This is a genomic window from Novosphingobium decolorationis, assembly GCF_018417475.1.
Classification (GTDB): Bacteria; Pseudomonadota; Alphaproteobacteria; order Sphingomonadales; family Sphingomonadaceae; genus Novosphingobium; species Novosphingobium decolorationis.
In genome coordinates this window covers 4,059,571-4,084,901 of sequence record NZ_CP054856.1, presented here as the reverse complement: position 1 = coordinate 4,084,901, position 25,331 = coordinate 4,059,571, and the positions used below count along the sequence as shown (strand labels likewise).

At 66.1% G+C, this 25,331-nt stretch carries 22 protein-coding genes; 8 read left to right on the top strand and 14 right to left on the bottom strand.

What is annotated here, in order from left to right; translation table 11 throughout:
- Positions 1-154: 154 nt before the first annotated feature.
- Together HT578_RS18950 and HT578_RS18945 are read left to right on the top strand one after the other, a co-directional pair.
- Positions 155-1,762, top strand: coding sequence for an arylsulfatase (locus HT578_RS18950; RefSeq protein ID WP_213501077.1), 1,608 nt, complete (start codon positions 155-157; stop codon positions 1,760-1,762).
- A gap of 143 nt (positions 1,763-1,905) precedes the next feature.
- The gene (locus HT578_RS18945; protein WP_213501076.1) at positions 1,906-3,453 is read left to right on the top strand and encodes a hypothetical protein; all 1,548 of its coding nucleotides are present in this window, start codon (positions 1,906-1,908) and stop codon (positions 3,451-3,453) included.
- A 36-nt stretch (positions 3,454-3,489) separates the two neighbouring features.
- Here HT578_RS18945 and virB11 read toward each other — a convergent pair whose 3' ends face one another.
- The 8 genes from virB11 to HT578_RS18905 form a co-directional block, all read right to left on the bottom strand.
- On the bottom strand, positions 3,490-4,554 hold the full coding sequence (virB11, locus tag HT578_RS18940; protein ID WP_213501075.1) for a P-type DNA transfer ATPase VirB11: 1,065 nt from the start codon (positions 4,552-4,554) through the stop codon (positions 3,490-3,492).
- Between the two features lie 33 nt (positions 4,555-4,587).
- On the bottom strand, positions 4,588-5,688 hold the full coding sequence (locus tag HT578_RS18935) for a TrbI/VirB10 family protein (protein ID WP_213501074.1): 1,101 nt from the start codon (positions 5,686-5,688) through the stop codon (positions 4,588-4,590).
- Positions 5,689-5,702: 14 nt separating this feature from the next.
- Positions 5,703-6,551 carry a TrbG/VirB9 family P-type conjugative transfer protein gene (locus tag HT578_RS18930; RefSeq protein WP_213501073.1) on the bottom strand — a complete coding sequence of 283 codons (849 nt, stop codon included), beginning with the start codon at positions 6,549-6,551 and terminating at the stop codon, positions 5,703-5,705.
- Positions 6,548-7,783, bottom strand: coding sequence for a TrbL/VirB6 family protein (locus HT578_RS18925; protein WP_213501072.1), 1,236 nt, complete (start codon positions 7,781-7,783; stop codon positions 6,548-6,550). Before HT578_RS18925 ends, HT578_RS18930 begins: the two co-directional genes overlap by 4 nt.
- Positions 7,784-7,788: 5 nt before the next feature.
- A complete protein-coding gene (locus tag HT578_RS18920; protein WP_213501071.1) occupies positions 7,789-10,224 on the bottom strand; it encodes a VirB4 family type IV secretion/conjugal transfer ATPase in 2,436 nt (811 codons plus the stop codon).
- A 24-nt stretch (positions 10,225-10,248) separates the two neighbouring features.
- Positions 10,249-10,530: a VirB3 family type IV secretion system protein gene (locus HT578_RS18915; RefSeq protein ID WP_213501070.1), complete on the bottom strand. Its 282-nt coding sequence runs from the start codon at positions 10,528-10,530 to the stop codon at positions 10,249-10,251.
- Positions 10,531-10,536: 6 nt separating this feature from the next.
- Positions 10,537-10,890, bottom strand: coding sequence for a TrbC/VirB2 family protein (locus HT578_RS18910; protein ID WP_422394359.1), 354 nt, complete (start codon positions 10,888-10,890; stop codon positions 10,537-10,539).
- Between the two features lie 305 nt (positions 10,891-11,195).
- Positions 11,196-11,573, bottom strand: coding sequence for a hypothetical protein (locus HT578_RS18905; RefSeq protein ID WP_213501068.1), 378 nt, complete (start codon positions 11,571-11,573; stop codon positions 11,196-11,198).
- Between the two features lie 322 nt (positions 11,574-11,895).
- Between HT578_RS18905 and HT578_RS18900 the strand changes: the two genes are divergently transcribed.
- The 4 genes from HT578_RS18900 to HT578_RS18885 all read left to right on the top strand — a co-directional run bounded on the left by HT578_RS18900 (position 11,896) and on the right by HT578_RS18885 (position 17,817).
- Positions 11,896-13,518: a hypothetical protein gene (locus HT578_RS18900; RefSeq protein ID WP_213501067.1), complete on the top strand. Its 1,623-nt coding sequence runs from the start codon at positions 11,896-11,898 to the stop codon at positions 13,516-13,518.
- A gap of 91 nt (positions 13,519-13,609) precedes the next feature.
- On the top strand, positions 13,610-16,297 hold the full coding sequence (locus tag HT578_RS18895; RefSeq protein WP_213501066.1) for a TonB-dependent receptor domain-containing protein: 2,688 nt from the start codon (positions 13,610-13,612) through the stop codon (positions 16,295-16,297).
- 409 nt (positions 16,298-16,706) lie between these two features.
- Entirely contained in the window at positions 16,707-17,282 is a 576-nt protein-coding gene (locus HT578_RS18890; protein WP_039391502.1) for a TMEM165/GDT1 family protein, read from the top strand.
- Positions 17,283-17,352: 70 nt separating this feature from the next.
- Complete coding sequence (locus HT578_RS18885; RefSeq protein ID WP_039388179.1) at positions 17,353-17,817, top strand: pyridoxamine 5'-phosphate oxidase family protein; 465 nt, start codon at positions 17,353-17,355, stop codon at positions 17,815-17,817.
- Between the two features lie 32 nt (positions 17,818-17,849).
- Here the strand turns inward: HT578_RS18885 and HT578_RS18880 are convergent, their stop codons facing one another.
- On the bottom strand, positions 17,850-18,524 hold the full coding sequence (locus HT578_RS18880) for a response regulator transcription factor (protein ID WP_213501065.1): 675 nt from the start codon (positions 18,522-18,524) through the stop codon (positions 17,850-17,852).
- Between the two features lie 193 nt (positions 18,525-18,717).
- Between HT578_RS18880 and HT578_RS18875 the strand changes: the two genes are divergently transcribed.
- On the top strand, positions 18,718-19,647 hold the full coding sequence (locus HT578_RS18875; protein ID WP_213501064.1) for a UDP-2,3-diacylglucosamine diphosphatase: 930 nt from the start codon (positions 18,718-18,720) through the stop codon (positions 19,645-19,647).
- Positions 19,644-20,717: a glycosyltransferase family 4 protein gene (locus tag HT578_RS18870; RefSeq protein ID WP_213501063.1), complete on the top strand. Its 1,074-nt coding sequence runs from the start codon at positions 19,644-19,646 to the stop codon at positions 20,715-20,717. Before HT578_RS18875 ends, HT578_RS18870 begins: the two co-directional genes overlap by 4 nt.
- A 78-nt stretch (positions 20,718-20,795) precedes the next feature.
- On the opposite strand, the gene phoB is transcribed toward HT578_RS18870, so the two are convergent.
- From phoB to pstC, 5 genes are all read right to left on the bottom strand, one after another.
- Positions 20,796-21,482: a phosphate regulon transcriptional regulator PhoB gene (gene phoB, locus HT578_RS18865; RefSeq protein WP_039388183.1), complete on the bottom strand. Its 687-nt coding sequence runs from the start codon at positions 21,480-21,482 to the stop codon at positions 20,796-20,798.
- A 61-nt stretch (positions 21,483-21,543) separates the two neighbouring features.
- Positions 21,544-22,239 carry a phosphate signaling complex protein PhoU gene (gene phoU, locus HT578_RS18860; protein WP_039388184.1) on the bottom strand — a complete coding sequence of 232 codons (696 nt, stop codon included), beginning with the start codon at positions 22,237-22,239 and terminating at the stop codon, positions 21,544-21,546.
- Positions 22,240-22,296: 57 nt separating this feature from the next.
- Positions 22,297-23,058, bottom strand: coding sequence for a phosphate ABC transporter ATP-binding protein PstB (pstB, locus tag HT578_RS18855; RefSeq protein ID WP_039388185.1), 762 nt, complete (start codon positions 23,056-23,058; stop codon positions 22,297-22,299).
- Between the two features lie 4 nt (positions 23,059-23,062).
- Positions 23,063-23,950, bottom strand: a complete 888-nt coding sequence (gene pstA, locus HT578_RS18850) for a phosphate ABC transporter permease PstA (RefSeq protein ID WP_213501062.1) — start codon at positions 23,948-23,950, stop codon at positions 23,063-23,065.
- Entirely contained in the window at positions 23,943-25,316 is a 1,374-nt protein-coding gene (pstC, locus tag HT578_RS18845) for a phosphate ABC transporter permease subunit PstC (RefSeq protein ID WP_039388188.1), read from the bottom strand. The genes pstA and pstC overlap by 8 nt, the downstream gene beginning before the upstream one ends.
- Positions 25,317-25,331 lie beyond the last annotated feature (15 nt).

The window sequence follows — 25,331 nt, the reverse complement described above, 5'->3', positions numbered from 1 at the left end:
CGCACACGAAAAAGCGTTTGTTTTCGGTATCTCCAGCACATCCCCTGCTCGCATCAGGGTTTATCCCGATGGGGTTCTCTCCAGCCCTGCGCCAGCCTTGCTGCCGGTCGTCGCCATCGGCGACACGCCCATTGCAAGGACTGGAAACCGGCTCATGGACACAGAGAACCGCCCTCCCCTCACACTTACCGAAAAGCGCGCGCCGTCCGACGTCTCACGGCGCAAGCTGCTCCAGGGCTCCAGCCTGCTGGCCGCCCTTCCGGTCATCGGCAAGCTCGCCGCACCGCGCCGCGCGCTCGCCCAATCGGGTAGCGCCAGCCGCCCCAACATTCTCGTCATCTGGGCCGATGACGTGGGCATGTGGAACCTCAGCGCCTACCACCGCGGCATGATGGGCCACAAGACGCCCAACATCGACCGCATCGCCCAGAAGGGCATGCTGTTCATGGACCACTACGCGCAGGCCTCGTGCACGGCGGGCCGCGCCGCCTTCATCACCGGCCAGTACCCGATCCGCACCGGCATGAGCACGGTCGGCCTGCCCGGCTCCGAGCTCGGCCTCCAGAAGGAAGACCCGACGCTTGCCGAGATGCTCAAGCCGCTGGGCTATGCGACCGGCCAGTTCGGCAAGAACCACCTGGGCGACCGCGATGAGCACCTGCCCACCGCGCACGGCTTCGACGAGTTCATGGGTATTCTCTACCACCTGAACGCGGGCGAATATCCCGAGCAGTACGACTACCCCAAGGACAATCCCGCCTTCCAGCAACGCGGCGTGGTCCACACTTGGGCGGACGGCAAAGGTGGCCAGAAGATCGAGGACCTGGGCCCCTTCGGACAGGAGCGCCAGCGCCATCTCGACGATGAATTCCTCAAGGAATCCAAACGCTTCATAAGCGACGCAGCCCGCGCCGGAACGCCCTTCTTCGTGTGGCACAACACCACGCGCATGCACTACCGCACCAACCTGCCGCCCGAGTACGACGGCGTCACCGGCTATGGCCTTTACGCCGATGGCATGGAACAGCTCGACGATCAGGTTGGCCAGTTGCTCGACCTTCTCGAGGAGCTGGGCGTGGCCGACAACACCATGGTCATGTTCTCGACCGACAACGGCCCTGCCTGCAATTCCTGGCCCGATGGCGGCAACACCCCGTTCCATGGCGAAAAGGGCGTGGGTGGCTGGGAAGGCGGCTTCCGCGTCCCCATGATGGTGTCCTGGCCCGGGCACATTCCGGCGGGCACCACGACTGGCGAATTCATGACCATGGAGGACTGGGTCCCCACCATCATGTCCCATCTCGGGCAGCCCAATCTGGTCGCCGAGCTCAAGAGCGGCAAGCGCATCGGCAACATGACCTACAAGGTCCACCTCGATGGCGTCGACCAGACCGACCTGGTCTCCGGGCGTGGCCCCACCAAGCGCAAGGAGTTCTACTACTTCACCGAAACCACCCTGCACGGGCTGCGCTACGGGGACTGGAAGTTCCTGTTCAAGAGCCAGGACAAGTGGTTCAACGGCGTGCAGGAGCAGCTCGTCACCCCCTACATCATCAACCTCAAGCTCGATCCCTTCGAGCGCTTCCTCGAGGCGCGCGGGTATGACGAATGGCAGGAAAACCATTCCTGGACGCTGGGTGCGGCCGGGCAACAGGTCGCCAAGTTCATGGCCACCTTGCAGGAATATCCGCCGCGCCAGAAGAGCTTCGACCTCGATGTCGATGAAATGATGAGCTCGGCCTACAGCGCCCAGACCAATTGATCGCGCACCGCTCCGGCAATATCTGCCGGAGCGGCAACCGCCTTTTCAATGAGGTAGATCATTTGCGAATTTCAATGCCTTGACTCTGTTCACTGTTGAACACTACCTCCCCTCAATTGTGAGAGTGGGGGGAACAAAAGAGCATGCGCAAACAAATCGCGCTCGGGTGCGTTGTAACGGCCACCCTTTTTTCTTCGGCGAGCCGCGCGCAGGAGGCATCCGAGCCGAGCATTGCCGAACTCGTCGCACGTCTTGGCGCCCTTGAGGACGCTAACGCCCGACTGACCGCCGAAGTCGAACGCCTGCGCCAGGCCCAGGAGCACAGCTCCACGCCCCCGATGCCGCAAGCACCGACCGCTGCAACCGCACGTGCTGCCGCCCAGCCTGTCCGCGCAGCTGCGCCCGGCACGGCCACAAGCCTCCCTGCAGCCGCGACCAACTCCGCAAGCGGTCCTGCACTGGGTATTGCGCCCGCCTATGGCTACGCGCTCCTCGACCATGCCGAGAACATCAACCGGCGCCAGATCCTCCAGCTCGAAGCGCGGCGCGATGGCGAACTGGACGCAATGGTCACGCTGAGCGGCGCGGTGACCGCCATTGCCGACGCGCAGTGGTCGAACACGACCAACAAGTTCGGCTACCTGATGCGCCATCCGACCGGCAGCAACGAGCGCACCCGCGCCACGCAGGAAATCGTGCTTCACAGCGCGCAGCTCGCCTTCACCGTGGCGCCCACGCGCGGCATCACCGCCTACGCCGAAATGCTCTACGATCCCGAACAGAGCTTTGGTGCGGGCACGATAACCACCTTGAGCCGCAACCAGGTCCAGCTGCGCAAGGCGTGGGTCATGGCCGGTGACCTATCGCGCAGCCCGCTCTATGCCGCGATCGGCAAGATGGACGTGCCCTTCGGCCTGCAGGACACGGTCAGCCCCTTCACCAATTCGACCAACTGGCACGCCTTTGCCCCGCTCGCCTATGGCGGGCTTGCCGGGTACTACGACAAGGGGCTGTCGCTGCGCGCGATGGCGATCGTGGGCGGCTCGCAGTTCCGAGGCGCAAACACCTCGGTCGACGGCACCAACGTGCCCTCCAAGGTCAACAACTTCGCGCTTGATGCCAGCTACACGTTGAACCTTGCCCCCACTACGCAGCTGCGCCTTGGCGGCAGCTACCTGCATGGCACGGCCTATTGCCAGAGCTACCCGGTCTTCCACTTCAACCCGTGCGAGGGGCGCAATCCGGCCTGGGGGATCTACGGCAAGCTCGATGCCGGACGCCTGCACCTCATCGGCGACTTTGCACGCACCATTCGGGTCCTGCCCGGTACGCAGGTGCCGGACGCGGTGAACCCGGACCTGGCGCACTACTCCGCCAGCCGCATCTCCTCGCTGACGCTGGGCGCGCGCTACAACCTGCCGGTTTCGGTGCGCGAGACGAACGTCAGCTTCGAGTTCAGCCGCTTCAACTCCGGCCCTGACGGCGCGCCGTGGGAGCGCCAGGAGCAATGGGTGGCTGGCCTCTCGCACCGCCTGGCCGACAGCGTCGACCTCTTTGGCGAGTACGTCCACACAGTGGGCTACGTACCGCTCAACTTCCTGAGCGGCGGCAACTTCCCCGACGGGTCGACCTGGTCGGTCCATTCCGCCCGCAGCAATGTGCTGGTCACCGGCGTGCAGGCCGCGTTCTGAGACTGGACGGGAGGGCGCACGTGGCGCCCTTCCCTCTCAGCCCACCAGTGTGCGGCTCTCGGCGATCTGGCCGATCCCGCGCTTGCCGTCCTGACGGTCCAGCTGGACGACGATGTCGATCACGCTGGCGGCGTATTCCAGCGTCTCGGCGCGGGTGAGGCCAATGTTCGACTGCATCGCCATGAGCGCGATCTGCTCCAGCGCGCCGCGCGGCGTGTTGGCGTGGACGGTCGAAAACGAGCCGGGGTGGCCGGTGTTGATGGCGCGCAGGAACGAGACCGTCTCGGTCCCGCGCAGCTCGCCCAGCACGATGCGGTCGGGGCGCAGGCGCAGCGCCGCCTGAAGCAGGTCGTTGGCCGAGACCTTGGCCTCGCCCAGCTCACCCTTGACCGCGATAAGGCCGACACCATTGGCGCCCGGCAGCTTGAGTTCGGCGGTGTCCTCCACCAGCACGACACGCTCGTCCTGCGGGATCTCGGCCAGCATGGCGTTGAGGAACGTGGTCTTGCCGGTCGAGGTACCGCCCGAAATCAGGATCGTGCGGCGGCGCTGGATCGCGTCCTTGAGGAAGGCGATGGGCTGCGCCATCGGATCGGGTGTAGGCGCTTCCTCAGGCGGAGTAATGGGACCGCGGTCATAGGCATCGAGCGGCAGGTTCAGCAAGCGGTGACGGCGGATCGCCATGGCCCAGTTGCTGCGCGTCGCGGGCGGTCCGACCAGCTGGATGCGCGCACTGGACTGCCCGGCGTAGGCCGGAAGCGTTGCCGAGAGCAGCGGATGCTCGCGGTTGATGCCCTGATGGCTGATCCGCGCCACCTGCTCGGCGAGGCGCTGGAGCAGGCGGTTGTCCATCTCGGGAAGCGCGATGCACTTCATTCCCGCACCGCCATCGGCGTGCGCGGCATCCTCCACCCAGATCTCGCCCGGACGGTTGACCAGGATCTCGGTCACCGTCTCACGGTCGAGCCAGGGGCGCAAAGGAGCCAGGTAGGCGTCGAGATAGACGCTGCGCGGAACCGACGCTTCCACCTGCACCTCGGGCATGTTCTCAGACATCGGCGTGCCCGCAGCCGCAGGCACCAGCGATAGAACGTCGGCCATGGCGAAATCCTGCCTTGGTAATTGCGTGGACGATCACTGCACCGGACCGAAGTCGAGATCCTTGGCGGTGAAGACGCGGATGGGCTCACCCTGGCGCACGCGGATCGTCGGGCCGATGTTCGAGCTGCCCTGCACGGCCTGCGCAGCCGCCGAAGAACCGCCCGCCACAACGACCGACGCACCGCCGGTTGCCAGCGTCGTCAGGCCATCGACGACCGAGAGCAGCATGGCCGAACCGAAGCGCTCGAAGAAGTGGGTGTTGACCTTGCCCGGAAGGCCCGTCTCCCCGCCAAAGGCAATCGCGGGCGAACCGATGTCGACCGACACGCCATCGGGACGGATCACGCGGGTCCAGATCACGTAGGCGCGCTTCTGTCCGGCGGTAAGACCGCTCTTGTACTGGCCGATGAGGCGCGAGGAGCGCGGGATCAGCACCTTCTTGCCATCGAAGCTGCGCACGTCGGTCGAAACGATGGCGCGCACGTAGCCGGGCACTTCGGTATCGATCGCGGTTTCAAGAACCGCCGGGATCAGCGTGCCCTGTGTGACCGTGGTCGCCGGATTGAAGGTGCGCGCGGCCGCCGCGGTCGAGTTCGTGCCCGCAAGACGCGAGGCAAAGTCATCGTTCGGGGCGCCGCCTGCCTTCCCATCTCCTCCAGCCGGGCCCGGCGCGCCGACCGCGCCTGCACTGGCGTCATAGACGACCGTGGGGTTGGCGTAAGGGTTGCCCTGGGGGCCGGCCTGGGCGTTGGGATCGTTGGCAAGAACGGGCGCGGGCGCGGGCGCGGCCAGCGGAGCGGCCGGACGCGCCACCGGCACCGGCGCGGGGCGCACCGACGGCGTCGGCACCGGCGCCTCGGGGACCGGCGCGGGCGCGGCGGCAAGATCCTGTTCGGGCGCCGCGTTGCGCGCGCCGTCCATCATCCACAAGGTAAGGCCGCCCAGCGCGGCGACGAAGACGATCCCCGCGACCAGGCCCAGACCATCGGCCTTCTTGCGCTGCGAGACCTGGGGCAGGACATTGCGGGTGGCAAGGTCGATAACCTCAGCCCCCTCACCCTCGCGCGGGTCGGTCGCGTTGGCGCCGAAGCGACGCTCGTGAAGGGCGGAAACGGAAGAGGAATGGGGCGCCATCGTTCAGGCCCTTCTCACTGTGCCGAAACCGGCGGGGTTGTACCTGCACGCTGCGCGAGTGCCGGCGCAGGCCGTTCGCCAAGCGGAACGGTGTTGAGCAGTTCGGCCACGTCCTTGCCGCGGCGCAGGATGATGCGGTCGGGCACATCGCTCACCACGATGGTGGGGCCGCGCACGGCATAGTTGACCGGCCCTTCGTCGCCCTTCTCGTTCTCGACAAGGATGGCGGGCAGGTTCGGCGTCTGTTCGGGCCAGACGAGGTACGTAGCCTGCCCGTCGTCGTAGACCCGGACCGGCTGCAGCTTGGCCGCGCCCTTGCGCTCCCACGCGAAGTTGAGTGCGGCGACCTCGGCGGGCATCGCCAGGGGATCGCCCTCGGCCACAGCACGCTCGGCCGGATCGAGATGGGCCAGGCGCTCCGCCTCGCTGGGGCGGGCAAGCGGGGTGTCATCGACCGGCTCTTCCTCGTCCGCATAGGTGAAACGCAGCATGTAGAGCGGCTTGGCCCTGGCTCCTGCGACGAGGTCGAAGAAGTAGGTCCGCTTGTTGGTGACAACCGTCATGTTGGTGCGCGCACTGGTCTCCAGCGGCTTCACAAACAGCAGATCAGCCCGCTTGTTCGGCGTGATCTGCCACTGCGAACTGTCACCCACCGCGACGTTCTCGATCGCTTCGTTGCGGCCAAAGGCGATGGTGGCCTGAACCGTGGTGCGCCCGGGAATGGTGACGACCTCGTCGGCGCGGTAGGCGTGCTCGACCAGGCGGTCGTCGGCGCGGACAGGGGCGCTCAGCAGCCCTGCGGCGAGAACCGACCCCAGCATCAGGCGCGAAAATGTGGTGCGCAGCGTGAAGGCGTGCGTCATCGTGTCTTCTCCTTGACCGGCGCGCGGCCGGTGTCGTTCGAGGCGCTGCGAAAGCGGCTGCCAATGCCCTTCGCGCGCATGTCCTGTCCGGCTCCGGCGGGCGCAATGCCGCCGCCGGTAACGTGGGTGGTGACGGTCCGCCGCTCACCCGAGCGGCCCGAAGCGCCCTCCCCGCCGTTGCCGCCTGGCCCTGCCTGCGTAGCGTGGCTGGCGGCCAACGCGCTCATGTGCCCGGTGCGCGAGGTGGCAACGCCCAGCGGCTGGAGCATCGGGGCCACGGGCGCAGGTGCGGGCACGGCGGCACTCGGTCCCGCCCGCTCTTCACGGCTGGCCGCCAGGCCAAAGACGCGCCAGCCCGAGACCATCGTGCCGGCCACCTTGAACACCATGACCATGAGCGCGACGTGGACCGCCGCGACCGTGAAGAAGGCCATGGCCGCGCGCCCGTCGATCTCCCCCATCTGCGCCGACGTGACCAGAGCGGAGACGATCGGCACGAGCAGTTCGAGGATGATGCCTCCCCCCATGACCACGAAGAGCGGCGTAAAGGCGGTCAGCACCATGCCACGCAGCCAACCCGCGGTGAGCCCGCGTGTTGCGCCAAACAGCCCCAGAATGACAAAGAGCGGCCCCAGCGCGATGAGGATACCCAGCGCAATGCGCGCGGTGAGGAGAATGCCAACCGTGCCCAGCAGGAGCAGGATTGCGCCCATCCACATCAGCCCTTCGGGCGACATCATCGAGGCGGCGTCCGCCGTCTCCTTGGCGGCCTCTCCGGCCGAGCCGCCGCCGGATCCGGCATTGGTGCCGATCTCGTTGATGACACCGAAGACGATGTCGATGCGGTCGGCAAAGATCTGCGTGGCCGAACCGTCCGCCCCCATCAGCTGCCCCGCAATCCAGTCGGGACCTGCCAGCGCAAAGCTCCAGACCATGCCCTGATAGGCGAGCCAGCTGCTGGTGAAGAGCAGGACCACGCCGATGGTGATCATGCGCGGCATGAGCGAGGACACGCCCACCGAAGCGCGGCCGGTCATCAGCAGGAAAGCGAAAAGCGCGATGTAGAGCGCGAGCAGGATCGAGATCGCCGGCACGAGCGCGCCGTCGCTGCCGAACAGACGCCCGAAAGCGCCCGCGGCCATCTCGTTCGCCACGCAGTCAACCGCGCGCAGGGCCGGGGCCACCCCCTCAGAGGCAAGTTCGGTCAGGCGCTGACAGGTGTCGCTGGCCATGACCTCTACTCGGCCGCCTCGATCCAGAGCGCGTCGTCGGCCGCAGCGGCACCGCTGTCACCCGGCCAAGGCTGGCCGGTAAGCGCGGGGTACCAGGCGCGCGGCGCGTCGCCGTAGCGCTCGCGCAGGGCATCGAGCTTGCGCACGGTACTCTCGCGGCCCGACAGGACCGTCAGCACCTCGGGACTGCCCGAAAGGTCGAGACGCACCACGACCGAGGCGTCGCTCTGGCGGATGAGGAAGCAGCGCGAATGCGCCGGGAGCGTGCGGATCACTTCGAGTTCGTGGAGCGACAGGCCGAAGCCCTCGCAGTAATCCTCAGGCCGCGCGCGCGAGTTCGGCATGAAGAGCATGGTTGCGGTCTGCTCGACCAGCGCGGTCGAAATACGGCTGTCGAGCGCGTCGCGCGCGGACTGGGTGGCAAAGCCGACCAGCGCGTTGCGCTTGCGCAGGGTCTTGAGCCAGTCGCGGATGCGCGCGGCGAAGACCTCGTCGTCGAGCGCCTTCCAGCCCTCGTCGATGAGGATCATGGTCGGCTCGCCGTCCAGACGCTCGTCGATGCGGTGGAACAGGTACATCATCACCGGAGTGCGCAGACGCGGGCTTTCCAGGAGCGCGGTCATGTCGAAACCCAGGACACGTGTGTCGAGATCGAGCCGGTCCTCGGCGTTGTCGAAGAGCCAGCCATGCTCGCCCCCGGCAATCCAGGCATCGAGACGCGAGGCAAGATCGCCCGGCTCGGGCCGGCGCGCGCCGGCCAGCAGTTCGCGAAAGTGCGAAAGACGGCGCAGCGAGGCATCGTTGTGATAGGCCGCATCGACTGCGCTCGCTATCGTCGCCATCTCTTCGGCACCCTTGGCCTCGAGCAGGACGCCCAGCCAGTCGCGCAGGAACGCGCGGTTGGCGTCGGTATCGGACAGCGCGAGCGGATTGAAGCCGGTCGGGTGGCCCGCCGCGATGCGGCTGTAGGTGCCGCCGATGCCGCGCAGGAAAACCTCGGCGCCGCGGTCCTTGTCGAAGAGGATCGTGCGGGGCGCGAACTTCTGCGCCTGCGCGGCAAGGAAGTTCATGACCACCGTCTTGCCCGAACCCGACGGCCCGATGACGGTGAAGTTACCAAGATCACCCTGGTGGAAGTTGAAGAAGAACGGGGTCGAGCTGGTGGTCGCGAGCAGCGTCACTGCCTCGCCCCAGTGGTTGCCGCTCGCCTGGCCCAGCGAGAAGCCGTGGAGCGAGCCGAAACACGCCATGTTTGCACTGGAAATGAGCGCGCGGCGCACCAGGAATTCCTCGTTCCCGGGGAACTGCCCCCAGAAGGCGGGCTCCAGGTTCGCGTCCTCGCGCACCGCAACCGCGCCCGCATCGGCGAGCGAGGCGGCGCAGGCCGCGCTCACCATGTCGAGTTCATCGAGCGTGTCGGCGCGCACCAGCACCGAGAGGTGATGGTCGCCAAAGCCGACCGCGCCAGTGCCCAGGGCGTCGCGCGCGGACACCATTTCGGACCGCTCGGCCATGGCTTCCTCGTCAGCCGAACGCAGGCGACGAATGGCAAGATCGATGCGCTCGCGCGCGATCTGGCGATCACACGGAGCGTAGGTTTCGGTCAGCACCATCTCGGCGGGCAGGCGCAGCAGCGCGTCGGTCAGCCCGGGCGAAGTCGCATCGGGGTATTCCTTCAGGCTGACCATGGCGCCGAAGGCAGGCCGGCCATCGGCCCCGCGCAGCTCCAGTGCATCGAGCCCGAAGTTGATGCGGCGATAGGGCAGCATGTGGCCGATGTCGGTGCCCGCAGCCGGACGACGCACGGGCCGCATCTCACCGTTGTAGAGCGCGCTCAGCAGTTCAAGGACTTCCGAGCAGGTCCCCGTGGTCCCTTCGTAGTCGCCCAGAAGTCGCGCACCGTAGGCGCCGAGCGAGGCCACCATCGCGGTGGCAGCGGCACGCAGCGCGCGCACGTCGGCGGGGTCGATACCGGTGCCATCCTCGCTCGTGTTGCCCCGCAAGCTGCGCGAGAGACGATCGGCCCAGCCCGCCTTGCCGCGTGCGGGACGGCGCACCAGGGTAATGAACTGGTCGTTGACGAACAGATCCCCCGAGCGCGTCCGCTCACGCCAGCGTGCGTCGATATGCGCGGCGAGCGGGTCCTCGAAGTGGCCGTCGAGTTCGACCTCGACGCGGCGGCGGATGACGTGGTGGTAGAGCACGAAGCGCGCATCGAGCGAGGAGCGCAGCAGCACCTCGCGCGTCGCCACGTGGGCGTTGAGTTCGTCGGTATCGGCGGTCTCGAACGCGAGGCCCGGCACCATCAGCGCCAGCGCCAGCGACCCATCGCGCAGGCGCACAACGCTTTCATCGACAAGCTGCGCATAGGGCAGACGGTCGCCCGCCACCGCTTCCCTGGCGGCCCAGCCCGTCAGCACGTCCTTGAAGCGACGACCCATTGTCATTCCCCCCGCGAGCGCCCCTCAGGGCGCGTAACTGTTGCAGCCCCAGCGCTTCCAGTTGCGCACGCGGGGGCACTTGCTGACTTTCTTGAGCCAGAGATCGAAGACCCGCGGTTCACGCAGGCAGGCAAGGTAGCCGATCACGTGCATCACCGCGAAGGCGAGCAGCGCCACGAAGTTCTTGGTGAGCAGGAAGACCTCGGTCGTCACCATCCCGTTGATGATGAAGTAGCTGAAGGTCACTCCGGCAAACATCTGCGGCCGGGTCAGCGCCCTGTGAACGGGGAAGCGGGCCAGCGCCATCGCGGCTCAGCCTGCGACCTGCTGGATGCCCGATACGATCGCGCCCGCACCGAACAGCACGAAGACGCCGATGATGACCGTCGCACCAAAGCGCCAGTTCATGCGGCCCGTCAGCATGCCGAAGCCGACGGCGGCCACCGCCATGACGGCCACCGCCGTCGCCACATTGCCGAGCAGGGTTCCCTGCAGCCAGGTGAGCGCGTTGACGATGGGGCCCGAACCAGCAGGATCCTGCTGCCCGGCGACTTGCGCGAAGGCGCGCACGGGCATGCAAAGCATCGCCACAAGAGCCAGAAGCCCCGAAAAAACCTTGGAAAGCGATCGCCGTGAAACGCAAACGAACGTCATAACTCGAATCATCCTGCCCTGTGTCTGGGGGCGGATTGCGCGAATCTTGTGACAAGCTTGTGACGATCACACGGCGAAGGCGTCAATCCCCCAACTCCCCTGCGCCAGCGCGCCCACGGGGCCCGTCTGACGCTGATGAAGCAAGACGCCAATCTAAATGGTGCTGGCGCGACCCGCAGGGGACATCTCGCGCTCCGCTTCACGAGCAGGACAGGGACAGGGACAGGAAGAGGACACGGACAAAGGCCCACCCAGAATTCCAAAGACTCGCGCGCGCGTCGGGGGTGGGCCTGGTACTCGAAAAGGGAGGCGAAACCTCAGAGCATGGCGAGCGTGCGCTGCGCGTCGAGGCCTTCACGCTTGGCGGTGCGGGCGATGTAGCGCGAATCGATCCACTTGCCGCTGCCGGTTTCGAGGTCATAGCGCTCGTCACTGACAATGGCCGCATCGTAGGCCTTGCGCGCTTCGTGGACGCGGCCAAGGCGGGTGTAAGCAGCCCCCAGGTTTATCAGCAGCGCAGGGTCCTCCCCGCGCACCTCCCGCGCGGACAGCAGCTTGGCAAGCGCCGCCTGGTCCTGTCCGGCCACAAGTTCGGAATAGGCCACGTCCTGCGATTCGGCGCGCGGCAGTTCGACCGTGAGCGAAAGGGCGGACTGGCCAGCAAGGAGAGCCAGGGCTGCGGCGGTCAAGGACATGTGGTTTTCTCCCTCGAGTTCATCAATGCGACCGATTGTGCGCGAAAAGCCACAGCCCTCAAGCAAAATGACAAGAGTGTCATAAAACTGCAATCTTGATGCGAACCCCGCAGAAATACGTGAGTCGCCTCGAGCCATTTTCCACCTGCGCCCTCCTTGACACATGGAAGTCACGCCAGTGTCAGAAAAGTCCATATTTCTGTCATGGCAACGCCAACAAATTGTCACCCCCCACCCCTAGGACGCCGCCAACGATGGCGGGCCCGCCGCGATCGTCGAATTTGATCCATCCGATCGAAACCGATCCAACGGGGGAATACACGTGAAGAAATTCTCTGGCCTGATGCTTCTGGGCTGCAGCGCTCTCGCTCTCGCCGGCTGCGGCGCAGACGACATTGCCTCGCCGGGTGCCGGCAGCGTCGTGGTCAACAACGGCGGCGGCACGCCCACGCCGACGCCCACGCCGACCACCGGCATCATCGAAGCGGCTGCCGAATGCCCGACCTTCAACGCGACGGGCGGCCTTTCGAACGACGGCACCATCGAGGACCCCAACGGCAACTCCTGGCGCATCTGCACCCTGCCCGCGCTGGTCGATGCGAGCTCCAGCCTGCCCAACGAGGCGGGCGTTCTCTATCGCATCAACGGCCGCGTGGACGTGGGCTGCGACGGCGGCTTCTCGGTCCCGTCCTCGGGCTCGCCCTACACCACCACCACTGCCTCGTGCCTCAACGCCGGGATCTCGAGCCTGACCTCGGACACCTCGGTTGAGCTGACCATCGATCCGGGCGTCATCGTCTACGCCGAGAACGCCGCCGATCCGGCCTGGCTCGCCGTCAACCGCGGCAACACGATCCAGGCCAACGGCACCGCCTCCTCGCCGATCGTCTTCACCAGCCGCCAGAACGTCGTCGGCTCGGCCACCGACAGCTCGGATCGCCAGTGGGGCGGCATCGTGCTGCTTGGCCGCGGCATCATCACCGACTGCACCGCGGGCGGCAGCGTCGCCACCGACGATTGCCAGCGCGAGACCGAAGGCGCAGCGACCCCCGCCACCTTCGGCGGCCGCAACAACGGCTACAGCGCCGGTTCGATGCGCTACGTGCAGATCCGCTACTCGGGCTACAACCTGGCGCCCGACGCCGAACTCCAGTCGCTCACCGGCGGCGGCCTGGGCACGGGCACCACGCTCGACTACATCCAGACCGTCAACAGCTCGGACGACGGTTCGGAGTTCTTCGGCGGCGCGGTCAACATGAAGCACTACATCGCGGTCAACGCCGACGATGACAGCCTCGACACCGACACCGGCCTCAAGGGCAACTTCCAGTACCTGCTGCTGCTCCAGCGTGCGGGTGCGGGCGATGCCTTCTTCGAGATCGACTCGAACAACAACATCAACTCCGATCCGGCCGACCGTCAGCGCTCGACCTTCGCCAACTTCACCGCGATCCAGTCGGGCAACCGTCCGGACAACTCGGACGAAGCCAGCATCCTGGTGCGCGGCGATGCGGACATCAACTTCGTCAACGGCATCATCAACACGCCGAGCAACGAGTGCATCCGCGTCGATGGTCGTACCGCCACCGGTTCGGCGACCTTCACCGCCAATTCGGTCGTCATGACCTGCGGTGACACCGGTCCGTTCCTGAGCACGGGTAGCCAGTACTCGGGCACGAACACGGCGGCAGACATGTTCAACGCCGGCACCAACAACAACGCCTCGATCACCTCGACGCTGACCAGCACCTTCGTCAACGGCTCGAACGAGAGCGGTGTCGTGGCCTACGCCAACATCGCCAGCTTCTCGAGCTTCTTCGACGTCGTCGACTACATCGGCGCCGTGCGCGATGCCAACGACACCTGGTACCGCGGCTGGACCTGCGACAACGCCACCGCCGACTTCGGCACCGGCAGCCTGTGCACCGGTCTTCCGGTCGCCTGAACGATCGCCCGTTGAACGGGGAAAGGGGCGGTCTGTCGGGCCGCCCCTTTCGCTGATCCGAATCTATGTGTTTCTGAGGGGGAACCTTCCCATGACCAAGTCGCGGCTCGTCCCGCTCCTGCTTCTCTCCACGGTGATGACGCCGGGTATCGCGCAAGCGCAGGACAGCACTACCACGCCCGAAACCCTTGCTGCTCCCGCCGAGACGGCGCAGGACGAACCCGAAGGGGATGCTCCCGACGTCTCGATCCCGGGCGGCGCGATCATCGTGACCGGTCGGCGCATCGTCAACGTCGAGCGCTCCGCGACCGAGGTCCTCTCGGTTCTCTCCAGCGAAGACATCGCGCGCACTGGCGAAGGCGACATTGCGGGCGCTCTGGGCCACGTCACCGGCCTTTCGGTCGTGGGCAATGGCTATGTCTACGTACGCGGCCTGGGCGATCGCTACTCGCTCGCGCTGCTCAACGGCTCCCCCCTTCCCAGCCCCGAACCGCTCAAGCGCGTGGTTCCCCTCGACCTCTTCCCGACCAGCGTCGTGGCCTCCTCGATGGTCCAGAAGAGCTACTCGGTGAACTTCCCGGGCGAATTCGGCGGCGGCGTGATCAACCTGACCACCCAGGCCGTGCCCGAGGAAAGCTTCCTCAAGATCGGCGGCGGCATTGGCTGGGACAGCGAGACCACCAACAAGCTGAGCTATTCCTACTACGGTTCCAAGACCGACTGGACGGGCTACGACAACGGCCTGCGCCGCGTGCCCCACGACATGCAGGCGCTGTTCGACAGCAACCTGGCGCTCAACCCCAACAGCGAGCTGGCCGACGACATCGGCTCGATCCTGTTCACGCCGCGCAACTCGGTGATCCAGACCATCGAGAACACGCAGCCCAATTTCAGCGCCGACCTTTCGGCCGGCACCTCCTTCGACCTTGGCGGCGCGACGCTCGGCGTGATCGCAACCGCGGGCTATTCGAACACCACGCAGACCCGCCAGGCGCTGCGCCAGTCGACCCAGCTCCTTTCGGGCGCCTACGAGGACCGCGACCAGGACGGCACCACTGTCCAGAGCGACAACCGTGTCATCGTCAATGGCCTCCTTGGCCTGGGCCTGGAGTGGGGTGAGAACTCGATCCGCTGGACCAACGTCTACATCCACGACACCGACAAGTACGCCGCCCTTGCCTCCTTCAAGCAGCCCCAGCAGAACGCGAACTGGGACTTCATGGAGCAGAGCACGGGCTGGTACGAACGCCAGTTGATCGACAGCCAGTTCACCGGCGAGTTCAAGCCCGCCGACGACACCACGATCGACCTGCGCGCCGGGTACGCGAACTCCAAGCGCCTCGCGCCCTACGAAATCGTCTCGCGCTACATCCGCCGCAACACGGGCGATGGCGGTGTGGGTGACCTGTTCACCAACGCGCTGGGCAGCGGCACAGGCTCGGCACCCACCTCGATCTCCTTCTCGCGCCTCAACGAGGACGTGTGGTCGGCGGGCGCCGATGTCAGCCACCGCTTCTCGACCAACTGGTCGGGCACGGTCGGCTATGCCTACCAGATCAACTCGCGCGAGAGCCGCCAGCGCCAGTTCCTGGTTATCGCCAACGGCGACTCCGAACTCATCGAAGCGCTGGGCACCGCGCGTCTCGACGTGCTGCTCCAGACCGGTCAGTGGTACCTTGATCGCACCGGGCTCGACTACGACCTGCAGCTCCAGGACCCGACCGCGCCTTACGCCAACTACCGCGCGCGCCTGCTCAACCATGCCTTCTACGGCAAGGTCGATGGCACGCTCGCCGATGGCCTTACCCTCGATGCCGGTGTGCGCTGGGAATGGGCCAAGGAGCAGTCGCTGCTGGTCCCGGTCGAAGGCGTGGCCGAAAGCGGCGTGACGCTGAAGAACGAGTACTTCCTGCCGGCCGCCACGCTGACCTACGAGATCGATCCCGAGATGCAGATCCGCATCAACGGCTCGAAGACCATCGCGCGGCCCCAGTTCCGCGAGCTGATCTTCCAGAACTTCTTCGATCCGGAAACCAACCGCACCTATCAGGGCAACCCGCAGCTCATCGACAGCCAACTCTACAACGCCGAAGCGCGCTGGGAGTGGTACTTCAACCGCGACGAGCATGTCTCGCTGGGTGGCTTCTACAAGCACATCAAGAACCCGATCGAGAGCTACCTGCTCTACTCGAACGGCTACTTCACCCGTTACGCCAACGCGCCCAGTGCCGACCTTTACGGTGCGGAAGTCGAACTGCAGAAGTACTTCGACCTCTACAACCTGGGCTCGTTCTTCGAGACCCGCCGCATCGCGCTCAACGCGAACTACACCTACACCAAGTCGCAGCTCAACGTGACCGCCGATGACATCACCAACGTCAACGGCTTCCTCTCGGCCGCGACCAACTACTTCGTCGACGGCGCGCCACTGACCGGCCAGTCCAAGCACATCGCCAACCTGCAGTTCGGCCTGGAAGACACCGACAGCCTCTCGCAGCAGACGATCATGCTCAACTACGCCTCCAAGCGCGTGACCAGCCGCGGCGTCAACGGCACCATCCGCCAGCCCGACATCTTCGAACACCCCGGCTTCACCATCGACGTGATCGTGCGCCAGGGCATCATGATCGGGGCAAGCGAACTGGAACTGAAGTTCGAGGGCCGCAACCTCACGGGCCGCGCCCACAAGGAATACCAGAGCTTCGAGGACGGCGACGTCCAGTTCAACACCTATGCCTTGGGCCGGGTGTTCAAGGCCTCGGCCTCGATCAAGTTCTGACCTGACCGTTTCTTGCGAACACGTAGGGGAGCCCCCTTCCCCCACGTGACCTCATAGCCCGGCTGCAGCGATGCGGCCGGGCCTTTTTTTGGTCTGCCGCTCTGCGAACATCGGCCACACGTCTGACTTGCGCCGAGGTGATCGCGCGGCTAGGAGGCAGGTTCGTCACACGGGGAGTAGCCGCCTGCCCTCCCGCCCCTGCATCCTCGCACGGGTTCCGGCAGGCCCTGTCGTCAACACACTTGGTCGAGAGGCCATGGCGCACAGGAGATCGCGCGGAATGGTCCAGGGACCGTCCCAGCGCGCTTCGGGCAAGACCAGAGACGCCGGACGCCATCGCCTGGCCGGGCGGGGGCCGATGGCCTCTTTGCGTTCAATGCCCGCCCGGCCCTGATGGAAATTCGACATGATGGAAGCCTTTCTCACCTCGAGCGCGGTCGTTGCGCTCGCCGAAGTCGGCGACAAGACGCAACTCCTTGCGATCGTGCTCGCCACCCGCTTCAAGAAGCCTTGGCCGATCGTCGCCGGCATTTTCGTCGCGACCCTTGCCAACCACTTCCTCGCAGCCCTCGTCGGCGAACAGGCGGCAGCCTTCCTCGACGGTCTATGGTTCCGCTACCTGGTCGCGGCCAGCTTCATCGTCATGGGCCTGTGGACGCTGATCCCCGACAAGTTCGACGAGGACGACGAGCCCAAGCCGGGCCGCTTCGGGCCGTTCCTGGCCACCGTGATCGCGTTCTTCCTGGTCGAGATGGGCGACAAGACCCAGATCGCGACCGTGGCGCTCGCCGCCCGCTTCGAGAGTGTCATCCCGGTCATGCTGGGCACGACGCTGGGCATGATGATCGCCAATGCGCCGGCCGTATTCCTTGGCAATGCGCTCATCGAACGCGTCCCCATGCGCGTGGTCCACATGATCGCGGCGCTGCTGTTCGTGGCAATCGGCCTGTGGCTGCTCGTCCAGACCGCGGGCTGGCTCGGCTGATCTTTCCTGCCGGAACGCATGGCGTCTCCCTCGCGTTGAGGTTGCAAACACCAACACGAGGAGACACGCCATGGACGACAAGGTTCAGCACACCTTCTGGAAGGCCTTTGCCGACAGCCCCTTCATCATGATGAAGCTGTCCGATGCGCCCGGCCACGCCGAACCGATGACGGCGATGCTCGACAAGGATGCGACCCATTCGATCTGGTTCTTCGCCCGCCGCTCCAACCGCATCGCGGGCGGCGGCCAGGCGATGGGCCAGGTCATGACCAAGGGCCACGACGTCTTCGCCTGTCTGTCGGGCACCCTCACCGAAGATACCAGCGTCACGCGCCGGGGCGACCTCTGGAACAACGCGGTCGAGGCCTGGTTTCCCGAAGGCAAGGACGATCCCGACGTCGTCCTGCTGCGCTTCGACATTGCAGATGGCGAAGTGTGGACCGCCGACATGGGCCTGAAGCAGGTCTACAAGCTCATCACCGGCAAGCCGATCCACGCGAAGGACGCGGGTGAGCACGCGATGGGCGCGGTCTGACAGCCTGAAATGCGCGTGACGGCGCGGCCCGCTCAGGCCGCGTCGAACACGTAGCCGAGCGAGCGCACGGTGCGCAGCGGATTGCCTGCCCCCACGCCCTTGAGCGCGCGGCGCAGGCGCCCGATCCACACGTCCACGGTGCGCTCGTCGACCGGCGGCTCCTGCTTGCCCAGCGCCGCGATCAGCTGCGCGCGGGTAAAGACCCGCCCCGGATGCTCGATGAAGTAGCGCAGGAGACGCAGCTCGTTGGGCATGAGCGAAATGGGCTTGCCCTGCCAGCGCGCCTGGAAGGCCGCGACATCGACGGTCAGGTCGCCCTGGGCCACAGTGCGGATCCCGGTGGCGTCATGTTCGCTGACATTGCCCCCCAGCACGCGGTCAAGCAGTGCATTGCGCACGAGCGGGCCGACCATGTAGTCATCCGCCCCCATGCGCAGCGCGCGCTTGCGATCCTCGACATTGTCCTCTTCGAGCACCATTGTCACATGCGCATGCGCGGTCAGCGCATCGGCGCGCAGGCGGCGGCACAGCTCCAGACCCGACATTTCGGGGAGCACCCAGTCCACGAAGACCCACAAGGCGCCCTCGATCAGCGGCAATTCGCAATAGTCTGTCCAGCGGTGCAGCACCACGTCGAAGTCGTCGTGGCGAAACGGCGCGTAGCCGCCCGAGAGTTCGCTGGCCAACAGGATATCAATACGCCGCATTGGCCCCTTTTCCCCTAAGGTTCCGCGGCTACTTGCAGGCGAAGTGTGACGGGCAGGTGACAAATCGGCGACGTCCGCGTGAATTTGGCACACAGGTACAGATTGTCACACAAGTGCCGCCCAACCGTCACGCCCACGCAACGGCCTCATGGCAGTCCACAGGAACACGCTGGAGCAACCGGGGAGGCCACGCATGGCCAAGGACGTGGACGCACTTTTCGAGATGGCAGGCAAGATTCCCGAGTGGCTCGACCTGCCCGACCCCAAGGGCTTTCGCCCAAAGCGCAAGTATGAGACCATCTGGATTTCGGACGTGCATCTGGGCACGCGCGGGTGCAACGCCGACATGCTCGTCGACTTTCTGCGCTCGGTCGAGTGCCGCACGCTCTATCTGGTGGGCGACATCGTCGATGGCTGGCGCCTGCGCAAGAACTGGTACTGGCCCGATGCGCACAACGAAGTGATCCGCCGCATCCTCAAGATGGCGCACCGCGGAACCCGCGTGGTCTTCATCGCGGGCAACCACGACGAAATGCTGCGCGACTACGCCGGGCTCACCTTCGGCGGGGTCGAACTGGTCATGGAAGCGATCCACGAGACCCGGGACGGGCGCCGCCTCCTTGTCACCCACGGCGATGCCTATGACGGCGTCGTCCTGTACCACAAGTGGCTCGCCTACCTTGGCGACCAGGCTTACGGGCTGCTGCTGCGCGCGAACATCGTCTTCAACGCGGTGCGCCGCCGTCTCAAGATGCCCTACTGGTCGCTCTCGGCCTACATGAAGAAGCGCGTGAAGAACGCGGTGGCCTATATCTCCTCGTTCGAGGAAGCGGTTGCCTCCGAAGCCACCCAGCGCGGCTTCGACGGGGTGGTCTGCGGCCACATCCACTGCGCCGAGATCCGCGAATTCGGCGGCATCACCTACTACAACGACGGCGATTGGGTGGAGAGCTGCACCGCGCTGGTCGAGGATTTCACCGGCGCGATCTCGATTGTCGACTGGGTCGCCGAGACAGGCGGACGCACGGCACCTGCCGCCGCGCCCGAGCACACGTCCCAAGGCACCGGGCAGCCCACGCCTGCGCCCCTGCCCGCCCCAGCGGCAACCGGAGCCCTTGCATGAGACTGGCCCTAGCAACCGATGCCTGGCTGCCGCAGGTCAACGGTGTCGTCCGATCCCTGTGCGCCACGCTTGAGGAATTGACGGCCCGCGGCCACAGCGTCGAGACCGTCACCCCCGACAAGTTCCTGACCGTGCCCATGCCCGGCTATGCCGAGATCCGGCTGGCAATGGCTCCGCGCTTTGGCGTGCGGCGCATGCTCGATGCGGCCCAGCCGCAGCTCGTCCACATCGCCACCGAAGGTCCCATCGGCTGGGCTGCGCGCGGCTGGTGCCTCTCACGCGGGGTGCCGTTCACCAGCGCCTTCCACACCCGCTTTCCCGAGTATGCCGCCGTGCGCACCGGGATCAGTGCCGAGCGGTTCTGGCCGATCATGCAGCGCTTCCACGCGCCGTCGAGCGGGGTCCTCGTCTCGACCCGCAGCTTCGCGCGCGAACTGGCCGGGCGCGGGATCGCCAACACCATGCCCTGGAGCCGGGGGATCGACCATGACCTGTTCCGCCCGGAAGGACCGCGTCACCCGGTGATGGCCACATTGCCGGGCCCCGTCCTTCTCAACGTCGGGCGCGTCGCACCGGAAAAGAACCTGGAAGCCTTCCTCGACGCCGACGTACCGGGCAGCAAGGTCGTGGTGGGTGATGGGCCGGCTCTGGAAAGCCTCAAGCGCCGCTACCCCGATGTCCACTTCCTCGGCCCGATGCGCGGCGAGGAACTGGCAAGCGCCTATCGCGCGGCCGACGGCTTCGTCTTCCCCAGCCGTACCGACACCTTTGGCCTCGTCGTAATCGAGGCCCTCGCCTGCGGGGTGCCCGTGGCGGCTTATCCGGTAACCGGCCCGATCGATATCCTGGGCGAAGACGGGTGCGGCGTGGATCTTCCGGTCGTCTGCCCGGCGGGCGTGCTCGACACCGATCTTTCCCGCGCCATCGAGGGCGCGCTGGCGATCCCGCGCGAGGATGCCGCGACACTGGGCAGCCTCTACTCCTGGGAGCGGGCGACGGACCAGTTCCTTACCGCCATCACCCGCGCCGTCGAAGCGGCCGAGGACGGCCGCGCGCACGAAGCGGCCTGAGAAGTTCCCCTTCCCGCCCCTGGCGTACGCCATCCCTGAAATGAAAACGCCGGGAGCCTTGGGGCCCCCGGCGGATATTCAGTTGACGTCCATCGCGTAACCCGCCGCTCGGACCGTGCGAATGGGATCGGCCTCACCATCACGATTGATGGCCTTGCGCAGGCGGCGGATATGGACGTCCACCGTGCGCTCGTCGATGTCGGAGTCCATGCCCCACACCCCGTCAAGGATCTGCTGGCGCGAGACCACGCGGTTGGGACGCTCCATGAAGTAGCGCAGGAGACGAAACTCGGTGGGGCCCAAGTGCAGCGGCTCACCGCCACGGCGCACGCGGTGGCTCGTCGCGTCAAGCTCGATATCGCCCCACTGCAGGACGTTGCCCGCAAGGCTGGGACGCGAGCGGCGCAGCAGCGCCTCGATCCGGGCCATCAGCTCGCGCGGGGAAAAGGGCTTGGTCATGTAGTCGTCGGCGCCCGTCTTGAGGCCGCGGATCATGTCCTCTTCCTCGCCGCGCGCGGTGACCATGATAACGGGGATCTGCGCCGTTTCCTGGCTCTTGCGCAGCTGGCGGCAGACCTCGATGCCCGGGATCTGCTCGATCATCCAGTCGAGCACGATGGCGTCGGGCGCCTGCTCGCGCACCATGACGAGGGCTTCCTCGCCATCGCCCGTGCTGCGCACGTCATAGCCTTCGGCCGAAAGATTCCAGGTGAGCAGTTCGCACAAGGCGACGTCGTCTTCGACAACAAGGACCGAGGGGTTCATCGGATCTTCCCTAGCTGGGGGAGGCACCTGCCCGGCGCCCCCCGGATCAGGTTCACAAGGTTCAGGCGAAGCCGCCGGTATCGTCGGTCTGGCTGTCGCGCTCGGTGCAGTATTCGCCCGTCGCGGCGTAGTAGACCATCTCGGCCACGTTGGTGGCGTGGTCGCCGATGCGTTCGAGGTTGCGCGCGATGAACAGCATCTGCGCGGCCACGGTGATGGTGGAGGGGTTCTCCATCATGTGCGTGAGCAGCGAACGGAACAGCGTGTTGTAGAAGTGGTCGAGCTTGGCGTCGCGGCGGATGACCTCGACGGCCAGCTGCGCATCGCGCGAGCCATAGGCGTTGAGGACGTCGCGCACCATGCCTTCGGCGATCTCGGCCATGGTCGGGACCAGGGTCACGGGATCGATGTTGGCCGCGCGGTCAAGCGCGTCGATGCGCTTGGCGATGTTCTTGGCGTAGTCGCCGATACGCTCGATCACGCCCGAGATCTTGAGTGCGGCAATAACGTCGCGAAGATCGTCGGCCATGGGCGCGCGCAGCGCGATGGTGCGCACGGCAAGACGGTCCACCTCGGCCTCGAGCGCGTCGAGCTTGGCGTCGTTGGCCACGACCTCGCGCGCGAGTTCGTCGTCGTGCTGGGTCAGCGCCTTGATCGCGTCGCGAATGGCCACTTCGGCGAGGCCGCCCATTTCGGCGACGAGGCCGCGCAGCTGACCGATCTCGGAATCGAAGGCCTTGACGGTATGATCAACCATACGAATGTCCCTGTTGGCCCGCGCCCCTTTTGCAGGGGTCTAGCGGGACTGAAGCTATCAGCCGTAGCGGCCGGTAATGTAGTCCTTGGTGCGATCCTCACGCGGGGTCGTGAAGATCTCGCTCGTCTCGCCGTATTCGACCAGGTGCCCCAGGTGGAAGAAGGCGGTGCGCTGCGACACGCGCGCGGCCTGCTGCATCGAGTGGGTCACGATGACGATGGCGTACGTGTCCTTGAGCTCGTCGATCAGCTCCTCGATGCGCGCGGTCGCGATCGGGTCGAGCGCGGAGCACGGCTCGTCCATGAGGATGACCTCGGGACTGACCGCGATGGCGCGCGCGATGCACAGGCGCTGCTGCTGGCCGCCCGAAAGCGCGGTCCCTGCATCGGAGAGGCGATCCTTCACCTCGTCCCACAGCCCCGCCTTGGTGAGCGAGCGCTCCACGATCTCGTCCATCTGCGCCTTGCCCTGGGCAAGCCCGTGGATGCGCGGCCCGTAGGCGATGTTCTCGTAGATCGACTTGGGGAACGGGTTGGGCTTCTGGAACACCATACCCACGCGCGCACGCAGGGCAACCGGGTCCATCGAGGCCGCGTAGATATCCTCGCCATCGAGCAGGATCTCGCCCGTCACCTTCGCTCCCGCGATGGTGTCGTTCATGCGGTTGAGTGAACGCAGGAACGTGGACTTGCCGCAGCCCGAAGGGCCGATGAAGGCGGTGACGATGCCGTTGTCGATGTCGATCGAGACGTTGTCGATCGCCTTTTTCTCGCCGTAGAAGACGTCGACGTTGCGGGCAATAAGCTTGGGTTCGGTCATAATCCTACCAGCGGACCTCGAATTTGTTTCGAAGGTATATGGCCAGGCCGTTCATCGCCAGCAGGAAGACCAGCAGGACGATGATGGCAGCCGAGGTGTTCTGGACAAAGCCCTTGTCGATCTCGTCCGACCACAGAAAAATCTGCATCGGAAGCACGCTCGAAGGGTCGGTGACGCCGCCCGGAGGGGTGGCGACGAAGGCGCGCATGCCGATCATCAGCAGCGGTGCGGTTTCCCCCAGCGCGCGGGCCATGCCGATGATCGTGCCGGTAAGAATGCCCGGAAGCGCCAGCGGCAGCACGTGGTGGAAGGTCGTCTGCACCTTGCTTGCGCCAATGCCGTAGGCGGCCTCGCGGATCGAGGGCGGAACCGCCTTGATCGCGTTGCGCCCGGAAATGACGATGACCGGCATCGTCATCAGGGCCAGCGTCAGGCCGCCGACCATCGGCGAGGAACGCGGCAGGTGCAGCGTGTTGATGAAGACAGCAAGGCCCAGCAGGCCGAAGATGATCGAGGGCACGGCAGCCAGGTTGTTGATCGAGACCTCGACGATGTCGATCCACTTGCTCTTGGGCGCGAATTCCTCAAGGTAGATCGCGGCGAGCACGCCCATCGGGAAGGCCAGCAGCAGCGTCACCACCATGGTCAGGAGCGAGCCCTTGGCCGCGCCCCACACACCCGCAAGATCCGGGTTGGTGGAGTCCGCGCCCGAGAGGAACGACCAGTCGAGGCCCCCCAGCCCATTCTTGAGCATGATGACAAGCAGCAGCGCCAGAAACGCGACCGAGAGGACGACGGCGCCAAGCCCCAGGGCCTTGAACCGGCGTTCGGCAGCGTGCCGCTTCGCAAGGCGCTTCTGCGCCTCGGGCGATTGCCAGGTTGGATTACTCATAAGCTTCCCGGAACCGCTTCACCACGCGCAGCGCGATGATGTTGAGGACGAGGGTGACGATGAACAGGATCAGGCCCAGCGCGAAGGCCGACAGGGTCTTGGGGCTGTTGAATTCCTGGTCGCCCGTCAGGAGCTGGACGATCTGGAAGGTGACCGTGGTCATCGAATCGAGGGGATTGGCCGAAAGGTTGGCCGCCGCGCCCGCCGCCATGACGACGATCATCGTTTCACCGATGGCGCGGCTGATTGCCAGCATGACGCCCGCAACGATGCCCGGAAGTGCGGCCGGCAGCAGCACCTTCTTGATCGTCTCGGAACGGGTTGCGCCCAGGGCCAGCGAGCCGTCGCTCATCGCGCGTGGCACCGCGGCCAGCGCGTCGTCCGCCATCGAGGACACGAAGGGAATGATCATCACGCCCATGACGAGACCGGCGGCCAGCGCGCTTTCGGTGGAGGGGTTGTGCGCCCCCATCGAGGCGGCGAAATCCCGGATCATCGGCGCCACCGTCAGCGCGGCGAAGTAGCCGTAGACGACAGTCGGGATGCCCGCGAGGATCTCGAGGATGGGCTTGAGCCACTTGCGCACGCGGCGCGAGGCGTACTGCGTGAGGTAGACCGCGCTCATCAGGCCGAGCGGAATGGCAACCGCCATGGCGATGATCGCGCCAATGTAGATCGTGCCCCAGAACAACGGAACCGCACCGAAGTTCTCGTCGATGTCGGCGCCCATCGCGTTGCCCGGCGACCAGTGGGTGCCGGTGAGAAACGCGATCGGCGAGACGTCCTTGAAGAACAGCCCGGCCTCGAACACCAGCGAGGCGACGATGCCGAAGGTGGTCAGGATCGCCATCAGCGAGGCGAGCAGGAGCACGCCCATGACCACGCGTTCGACCTGGGTGCGCGCCTCGAAGCGCGCGCGAATGCGGGTAAAACCGTAGGCGCCGCCGGTAAAGGCGACGATCAAGACCAGCAGCGCGCCGATCAGCGAGAAGCGGGTGATGATCGCGCGCAGCGGCGCGGCAAGGGCCTGCGCCTCGGAGGCGAAGACGGCCGCGCCAGGATCGTTGGCGAGGAGGTAGGCCTGCGAGATGATCGCGCTGCGGTGCATCGCGTTGTCAGGGAGCGCGGCAGCGGCCGGATCGGCCAGCAGCGCACCTTCGACGAGACCGGGCTGGATGCCCGACCACACGGCCCAGACGACAAGCGCCGGGACCACGATCCACAGCGCCAGGTGCCAGCCATGATAGTTGGGCATCGAGTGCATCGATCCGCGCCCGTCGTAGAGGAGGCGCGCACGCCCCCTCCCCACGAACCAGCCGACGAGGCCGAGGCCCACTACGGCCAGGAGAATTCCTGTCAAAATCATGGCCGGCAGCCGGTC